General features: G+C 63.6%; 9 protein-coding genes. 1 reads left to right on the top strand and 8 read right to left on the bottom strand.

The genetic code is table 11. The annotated features are described in order from the left end of the window. The 7 genes from ABYB95_RS12990 to ABYB95_RS12960 all read right to left on the bottom strand — a co-directional run. A partial coding sequence (locus ABYB95_RS12990) for a 4Fe-4S dicluster domain-containing protein (protein ID WP_372658983.1) occupies positions 1 to 729 on the bottom strand: 729 nt, incomplete at its 3' end. Between the two features lie 112 nt (positions 730 to 841). Further along, a complete protein-coding gene (ccoP, locus tag ABYB95_RS12985; protein WP_372658982.1) occupies positions 842 to 1,756 on the bottom strand; it encodes a cytochrome-c oxidase, cbb3-type subunit III in 915 nt (304 codons plus the stop codon). After that, positions 1,753 to 1,920, bottom strand: coding sequence for a cbb3-type cytochrome oxidase subunit 3 (locus ABYB95_RS12980; RefSeq protein ID WP_372658981.1), 168 nt, complete (start codon positions 1,918 to 1,920; stop codon positions 1,753 to 1,755). Before ABYB95_RS12980 ends, ccoP begins: the two co-directional genes overlap by 4 nt. Positions 1,921 to 1,936: 16 nt before the next feature. Next, a complete protein-coding gene (ccoO, locus tag ABYB95_RS12975) occupies positions 1,937 to 2,563 on the bottom strand; it encodes a cytochrome-c oxidase, cbb3-type subunit II (RefSeq protein ID WP_372658980.1) in 627 nt (208 codons plus the stop codon). Positions 2,564 to 2,573: 10 nt separating this feature from the next. After that, positions 2,574 to 4,019, bottom strand: a complete 1,446-nt coding sequence (ccoN, locus tag ABYB95_RS12970) for a cytochrome-c oxidase, cbb3-type subunit I (RefSeq protein WP_372658979.1) — start codon at positions 4,017 to 4,019, stop codon at positions 2,574 to 2,576. A 69-nt stretch (positions 4,020 to 4,088) separates the two neighbouring features. Continuing rightward, entirely contained in the window at positions 4,089 to 4,226 is a 138-nt protein-coding gene (gene ccoS / locus ABYB95_RS12965) for a cbb3-type cytochrome oxidase assembly protein CcoS (RefSeq protein WP_372658978.1), read from the bottom strand. Positions 4,227 to 4,265: 39 nt separating this feature from the next. Further along, positions 4,266 to 6,686: a heavy metal translocating P-type ATPase gene (locus ABYB95_RS12960; RefSeq protein WP_372658977.1), complete on the bottom strand. Its 2,421-nt coding sequence runs from the start codon at positions 6,684 to 6,686 to the stop codon at positions 4,266 to 4,268. Between the two features lie 113 nt (positions 6,687 to 6,799). On the opposite strand from ABYB95_RS12960, the gene ABYB95_RS12955 reads away from it, so the two are divergent. After that, on the top strand, positions 6,800 to 7,243 hold the full coding sequence (locus tag ABYB95_RS12955) for a universal stress protein (protein WP_372658976.1): 444 nt from the start codon (positions 6,800 to 6,802) through the stop codon (positions 7,241 to 7,243). A 51-nt stretch (positions 7,244 to 7,294) separates the two neighbouring features. Here the strand turns inward: ABYB95_RS12955 and ABYB95_RS12950 are convergent. Further along, positions 7,295 to 7,502: hypothetical protein (locus ABYB95_RS12950; protein ID WP_372658975.1), on the bottom strand; the 208-nt coding region annotated here is incomplete at its 5' end.

Raw genomic sequence — 7,502 nt, 5'->3', positions numbered from 1 at the left:
GCGTGGTTCTCCGCGCCGCTCGTCGTAGGTGACGACCATAGTGTCCTTGTCAAACATGGCGCTTTGAAAGCGCGCATAAGGACACATGTATTTGCACACCTGCTCACGCAGAAAGCCGGCATTGCCGTAGGTGGCAAAGCCGTAGAAGAAAACCCAGAACAGCTGCCAGGGGCCCAGCGCTGCCGTCCAGGACAAAACGGCCAGCTCGCGGATGGGCGTGAAGTAGCCCACGAAGGTAAAGCCTGTCCAGAGCGAAAAGCCGATCCACAACGCGTGTTTGAGCCACTTTTTACCCAGCTTGGCTGCGGACAAGCCCGCCTTGTCGAGCCGCATGCGCGCCGACCGGTCGCCCTCGACCCGCTTCTCGATCCACAGAAATATTTCGGTGTACACCGTTTGCGGACAAGCGTAGCCGCACCAGAGCCGCCCGGCGACCGCAGTGAACAGAAACAGCGCCAGCGCGGAGATGACCAACAAGCCGGTGAGGTAGATGAAGTCCTGCGGGTACAGCACCAGGCCGAAAATGAAGAAGCGGCGCGCCTCCAGATCGAACAAGACCGCTTGGCGGGCGTTCCATTCCAGCCAGGGCAAACCGTAAAAAACGATTTGCGTGATCCACACTGTGAGCCAGCGCCAGCGGCTGAAATAGCCCGAGACCGAACGCGGATAAATCTTTTCCTGTGGCGCGTACAGGGAAACGAATGCTTCGCCCTCACCCGCTGCAGCCATCCCTTTTCCACGCTGTGCAGCTGGAACCAGGTGTATCGGTTGGGACGGTGTGTCGGGTGGGATGGCGCTCACGGCAGGCGTTCAGAAATGGGGCAGCTTCAACCGGGGCGGTTCAGTTCGCCGCGCCCGGCTTGTTGGAGAAACCCCAGACATAGGCGGCCAACACGTGGATCTGGGACGCGGTCAGCTTGGCGGACTGGGCCGGCATTTGATTGGTGAAACCGTTGTTGACCGCGCGAACGATGGCGTCTTCCCCCCAACCGTGCAGCCAGGTCGCATCGGTCAGATTGGGTGCACCCATGGCCTGCCCGCCTTTGCCGTCCATGCCGTGGCAGGCCGCGCAGGCGCCAAAGTGGCTTTTGCCCAGGGATGCCTTGATCGGATCGTGTGGACTGCCCGACAGGCTGAGCACATAGTTGGCCAGATTGCGCACGTCTTCGGCATTGCCCACAGCGGCGGCCATGGGTGGCATCACGCCCGTGCGGCCCTCGGTGATGGTGGTCTTGATGACATCGGCCGCACCGCCCCACAGCCAGTCGCCGTCGGTCAGATTGGGAAAGCTGCGCGCACCCCGGGCGTCCGAGCCGTGGCACTGGGCGCAGTTGTTCATGAACAAGCGCTCGCCCACCGCCATGGCGGTGGGGTCGCCCGCGAGTTGTTGTGGCGCCATGCTGTCGAACCGGGCGTAGATCGGCGCGATCGCCGCCTCCACCTTCGCCACCTCGGCCTCATGCTGGCCCTGGGAAGACCAACCCAGTGCCCCCTGGTATTTCCCGAAGGTGGGATACAGAACACCGTACAACAAGGCGAACACCACCGTGATGATGAACAAATACACCCACCAGCGCGGCAAGGGGTTGTTCATTTCGCGCAGGTCCTCGTCCCACACGTGCCCGGTGGTGTTGTCGGCGGCGGACTTGACTTTGGTGGTGCCGGAAATCCACAGCAGCACCGCGCACGCGATGATGCTGATCAGGGTCAGCCCGGCCACGTAGTACGACCAGAAGTCGCTGGTGAAGTCGCTCATGATGGTTCTCTTGTGCTGGTCGAAGGCTGTTCGTCTTGAAAGGGCAACTGGGCCGCTTCGTCAAAGCTGGATTGGCGGCGTCCCGACCAGGCCCAGAACACGATGCCCAGAAAGGTCAGCAGGCTCAGCACCGTGACGGCGCTGCGAAGATCGTTGATGTCCATGGTGTGCTCTCCAGATTTACTTGATGGAGGTGCCCAGCACCTGCAGATAGGCGATCACCGCGTCCAGTTCGGTTTTGCCTTTCACCGCTTCCACCGATTGCGCAATTTCTTCGTCGGAGTACGGTGCGCCCAGGGTGCGCAGGACCGACATGCGCCGTGGCATGCCTTCGGCTTTCACCACCTTCTTCTCCAGCCATGAATAGGCCGGCATATTGGACTCGGGCACCAGGTCGCGCGGGTTGTTCAGGTGCACACGGTGCCATTCGTCGCTGTAGCGACCGCCCACGCGGGCCAGGTCGGGGCCGGTGCGTTTGCTGCCCCACTGGAACGGTCGGTCGTACACGAATTCACCGGCCACGGAATAGTGGCCGTAGCGCAGGGTTTCGGCCTGGAAGGGGCGGATCATTTGCGAATGGCAGTTGTAGCAACCTTCGCTCACATACACGTCGCGCCCGGCCAGTTGCAAGGCGGTGTAGGGCTTCAAGCCCTCCACCGGCTGCGTGGTGGACTTCTGGAAAAACAGCGGCACGATTTCCACCAGGCCACCGACCGCCACCACGAGCGTGATCAACACGATCATGAGGAAGTTGTTGGTTTCGATGCGCTCGTGCGAAAAGCCGTCGGATGGTTTTTTTGAGCTCATGTGGTGCTCCTCAGGCATGGGCCGGGTTGACGAGGGGAATGCGCACGTCTTCTATGTGCCCTTGGCGTGTCGTCCTGAACACGTTCCAGGCCATCACGAGCATGCCGCTCAGGTAGAGCAGGCCACCCACCAAGCGGATCACGTAGAAGGGGAACGTGGCTTTGACCGACTCAACAAAGGTGTAGGTCAGCGTGCCGTCGGGGTTGACCGCACGCCACATCAGGCCTTGCATCACGCCGGCGATCCACATCGCGGCGATGTAGAGCACGATGCCGATGGTGGCGAGCCAGAAGTGCAATTCGATGGCGGGGATCGAGTACATCTTCTTCTGGCCGAACAGGCGTGGAATCAGGTAATACAGCGAGCCCATGGTGATCAGACCGACCCAGCCCAGAGCGCCAGAGTGCACGTGGCCGATGGTCCAGTCGGTGTAGTGCGACAGCGCGTTCACGGTCTTGATCGACATCATCGGACCTTCGAAGGTAGACATGCCGTAGAACGACAGCGACACGATCAGGAAACGCAGAATGGGGTCGTCGCGCAGCTTGTGCCAGGCGCCCGAGAGCGTCATGATGCCGTTGATCATGCCGCCCCAGCTGGGTGCCAGCAGGATCAGCGAGAACACCATGCCGACCGATTGCGTCCAGTCCGGCAGTGCGGTGTAGTGCAGGTGGTGCGGACCGGCCCACATGTAGGTGAAGATCAGCGCCCAGAAGTGCACGATGGACAGGCGGTAGGAATACACCGGCCGCTCCGCCTGCTTCGGGATGAAGTAATACATCATGCCCAGGAAGCCCGCCGTCAGGAAAAAGCCCACGGCATTGTGGCCGTACCACCACTGCACCATGGCGTCTTGCACGCCGGCATAGGCCGAATACGACTTGAACATGTCCACGGGAACGGCTGCGCTGTTCACGATGTGCAGCAAAGCCACGGCGATGATGAAGGCGCCAAAGAACCAGTTGGCCACGTAGATGTGGCGGACCTTGCGCATGCCCACGGTGCCAAAGAACACGATGGCGTAACTCACCCAGACCACCGCGATCAGCAGGTCGATCGGCCACTCGAGTTCGGCGTATTCCTTGCTCTGCGTGATGCCCAGTGGCAAGGTGATCACCGCCGAGACAATGACCAGTTGCCAGCCCCAGAAAGTGAAGGCTGCGAGACCATCGGAAAAGATGCGGGTCTGGCAGGTACGCTGCACCACGTAGTAGCTCGCGGCAAACAGACCACAACCACCAAACGCAAAAATCACCGCGTTGGTGTGCAGCGGCCGCAGGCGGCCATACGAAAGCCATTCGATGCCCAGGTTGAGCTCGGGCCAGGTGAGCTGGGCCGCGATGATCACGCCCACCAGCATGCCGACCACGCCCCACACCACCGTCATGATGGCAAACTGCCGCACGACCTTGTCGTTGTAGACCGCCGACTGGCCGCCTTTTGTTGTCACGGACATAGAGACTCCTAGAAAATGACCCTTGTCTAGAAGTGTCTATGCGCGGCCTGCGGGCCGCCTTGACCTATGTCAATCGCCTCGGAGAATGCGCTCGCCTTCGCGTTCGATGTTGTCGAACTGCCCCGACTGCAGCGCCCACCAGAACACGCCGATGATGGCGAACACCAGCAGCAGCGAAACGGGGATGAGCAAGTACAAAATTTCCATGGTGCAAGCCTTCTTGATCGTTGACAGCGGCGGCCTGGATCAGCCCGGGCTGTGGCGGGACAGGCGCAAGGCATTGCCCACCACCAGCAAAGAACTGGCGGCCATGCCCAAGCCGGCCAACCAGGGCGGCATCCAGCCGAGCACGGCCATCGGAATGCTGACCGCGTTGTAGCCCACGGCCCAGAACAGGTTTTGCCGCACGACGCCCATGGTGGACCGCGCCAGCGCCAGCGTCGCCACCACGTCCATCACGCGACCACTCTGCACCACGTAGTCGGACTGCGCTTGCGCCAGTGGCGCCGCGTGCCCCAGGGCGAACGAGGTATTGGCCCGAGCCAGCACCGGCCCATCGTTGAGTCCATCGCCCACCATGGCAACCCTGAACCCCTGGGCCTGCAATGCCTGCACCCGGGCCAATTTGTCTTGCGGCGTGGCCTGCGCCACCACCTCGTCGATACCCAGCGCCCGCGCCACCTTCTGCGCGGCGGCGTCGCGGTCGCCCGACATCAGCCAGCTGCGCACACCCATGGCGCGCAACGCATCCAGGGCCTGCCGTGCATCGGGGCGCAAGCTCTCCTGCAAGTCAAACGTGGCCAGCCAGCCATCTTGGTCGGCCAGGTGGGTGCGCAAGCCGTCGTCGACAGCCGTCGCTGCGGGCATGGGGTGCCGCAAACCGGGTGCTTCCAATCCGCAGAACAGCGCCGTGCCCAGGCGCACCCAGGTGCCATCGGCGCGCAGGGCCTGCATGCCCTGGCCGGCGGTTTCGGTCAGTTGGGTTTCTTGCGGCATGCGCTCGGCCTCCACCGTGCCGAGCAAACCGGTTCGCGCCGCCAGCGCAATGGCGCGCGACACCGGGTGCAGCGAGCCTTCGGCCAGTTCCAATGCCTGGGCCAGCGCGCGCTCTCGGCTCAGGCCGTCGCGCGTTTGCACGCCGCCCAGCGTGAGCTGCTCCTGGGTCAAGGTGCCGGTCTTGTCGAACACCACCACCTGGATCTGGGCCAGTGTTTCCAGCGCCTGCAATCTGCGCACCAGAATGCCCTTGCGCGCCAAGGCACCCGCCGCGCTCAGCATCGCAGCGGGCGTGGCCAGCGACAGCGCGCACGGACAGGTGACGATGAGCACCGCCACGGCGACCGCAACCGCCTTGCTGTGGTCGATCGACCACCAGTAGCCACCGGCCATCAAGGCGGCCAACACCACCACCGCCAGGAATGGCGCGGCGATGCGATCGGCCAGCACAGCCAGGCGCGGCTTTTCGATCGCCGCCTGCTCCATCAATTGCACGATCTGGGCGAACCGGGTGTCGCGCCCCAGGCGCTCCAGGCGCAGCAGCACCGGCCCCGACAAGTTGAAGCTGCCTGCCACCACCGCATCACCCTGGACCCGATCGACCGGACGGGACTCGCCGGTCAGCAGCGCTTCGTCCACCGAGGCCGACGGACTCAACAGGCAGCCGTCGCCCGGAAAGGCCTGTCCGGCCTGCACCCGCACCACGTCACCCACCGCCAGCCGACGCACCGAGACGGCAGCAAAGGCGCCGTCGGCCTGCTGCCTGTCGCAAGCCTCGGGCAGGCGGTTCATGAGCTGGTCCAGTGCACCGGCCGTGCGGTCGCGCGCCTTGTGCTCCAGGTAGCGCCCACCCAGCAGAAAGAAAACAAACATGGTCAACGAGTCGAACCAGACCTCGTGGCCCCAGGGGCCGCCCGGGTCGAAGGTGGCCGCCGAACTGACCAAAAAAGTCACCAGAATGCCCATGGACACCGGTGTGTCCATGCCTACGCGGCGGACCTTGAGATCGCGCCAGGCGCTGCGAAAGAAAGGGCCACTGGCGAAGAACACCACCGGCACGCTGAGCGCCCAGCTGGCCAGACGCAGCAGTTGCTGGATGTCGTCGGGAATCTCGCCGGGCTCGGTCACGTAGGCCGGCAAGGCGTACATCATGACTTGCATCATGCAAAAACCGGCCACGAACAAACGCCACAAAGCCATGCGGGTTTCGCGCAGGCGTTCGCTGATCGACAAGGCTTGCTGCATCGGCAGCAGCCGGTAACCGGCACGTCCCGCAGCCTCTGCCAGCGCCGACATGCGGGTACGCGCCGGGTCCCAGCGCAGGCTCAGGCGCCGCGTGGCGGCGTGCACCTGCGCGTGCTCCACGCCGGCCATGCCTTGCAGGGCGCACTCCACCGCGTCGGCGCAGGCGGCGCAATACATGCCCTGCACCATCAGCACCGAATCGGCCAGCGAACGCCCATCCACCTCGCGCACGGTGGTGAACACCTGCTGCTCCACCGGGTCGTCCAGCACCGCGAAGTCGTCGGTCACCGTGAGCGAGCCCCGGTGCTCGCCCAGCAGGCCACCTGGCCCCCAAGCTGCTTGCGGGCCAGGCGCTGGCGCGCCAACCGCTGCTGCGTGGCGAGCAGCGGTCATCCCCGGCGAGGACGCGGTCACGGCTGGATTCATACCGCTAAGGTACGCCAGTTGGTCTCCATGCTGCTTGACATATATCAAGCACAGCCGCGCATTGTTTGCTAGTCTTGTACCGACAAGCCGCAACAACAACCGAGGAGAGAAGCATGTACAAGCGTATTCTGGTCGCCACCGACGGCTCCGACCTCTCGAACATGGCCGTGGACCACGCCATCCAGCTGGCCGATATGACCGGTGCCGACGTGGTGGCCCTGCGGGTGGTTCCGCGTTATCCGCAAACCTACTTTGAAGGTGGTGTGGCCCTGGCGGCCACCGAGGTTGCGCGCATCGAAAAGCAGTGGCAAGAAGAAGCCATGCAAACAGTGAACGCGGTGAAGTCGGCCGGGCAGCTGAAAGAGGTCAAGGTGAAACCGGTCACCGCCAAGTCGGACCTGATCGCCGAGGCCATCATTGCCGCCGCCAAACGCAACAAATGCGATCTGATCGTGATGGCCTCACACGGCCGCCGGGGTCTCAAACGTTTGCTGATGGGCAGCGAGACCCACCAGGTGCTCACCCATTCGCACATCCCGGTGCTGGTGCTGCGTTAAGCCCGAACGCCCGACCCGACGCGGCGGGCGTGATCGAAAACCAGGGCCGGCTCAGAGCCCCAGATCGCTGCCGGGCAGTCGGCGCGGCGCATCGGCTTCGGCCGCACCAATGCTGGCGGCCAAAGAATTGGCCTGCTCATCGACGCGCTGGCCCAGGCGGGCCTCCACCGCGTCCACCTGCTCACCGAGATTTTTGAAGTCTTTTTCGAGCTGCTGATTGACCTGGTCGAAGGCACCGTCCAGGTGCGACTTGAGCTCG

This window comes from Hydrogenophaga sp. (assembly GCF_041633695.1).
In the GTDB taxonomy this organism is placed as follows: domain Bacteria; phylum Pseudomonadota; class Gammaproteobacteria; order Burkholderiales; family Burkholderiaceae_C; genus Hydrogenophaga.
Note: the sequence above shows the minus strand (reverse complement) of the source record. Positions and strands in the feature narration are given on the sequence as shown.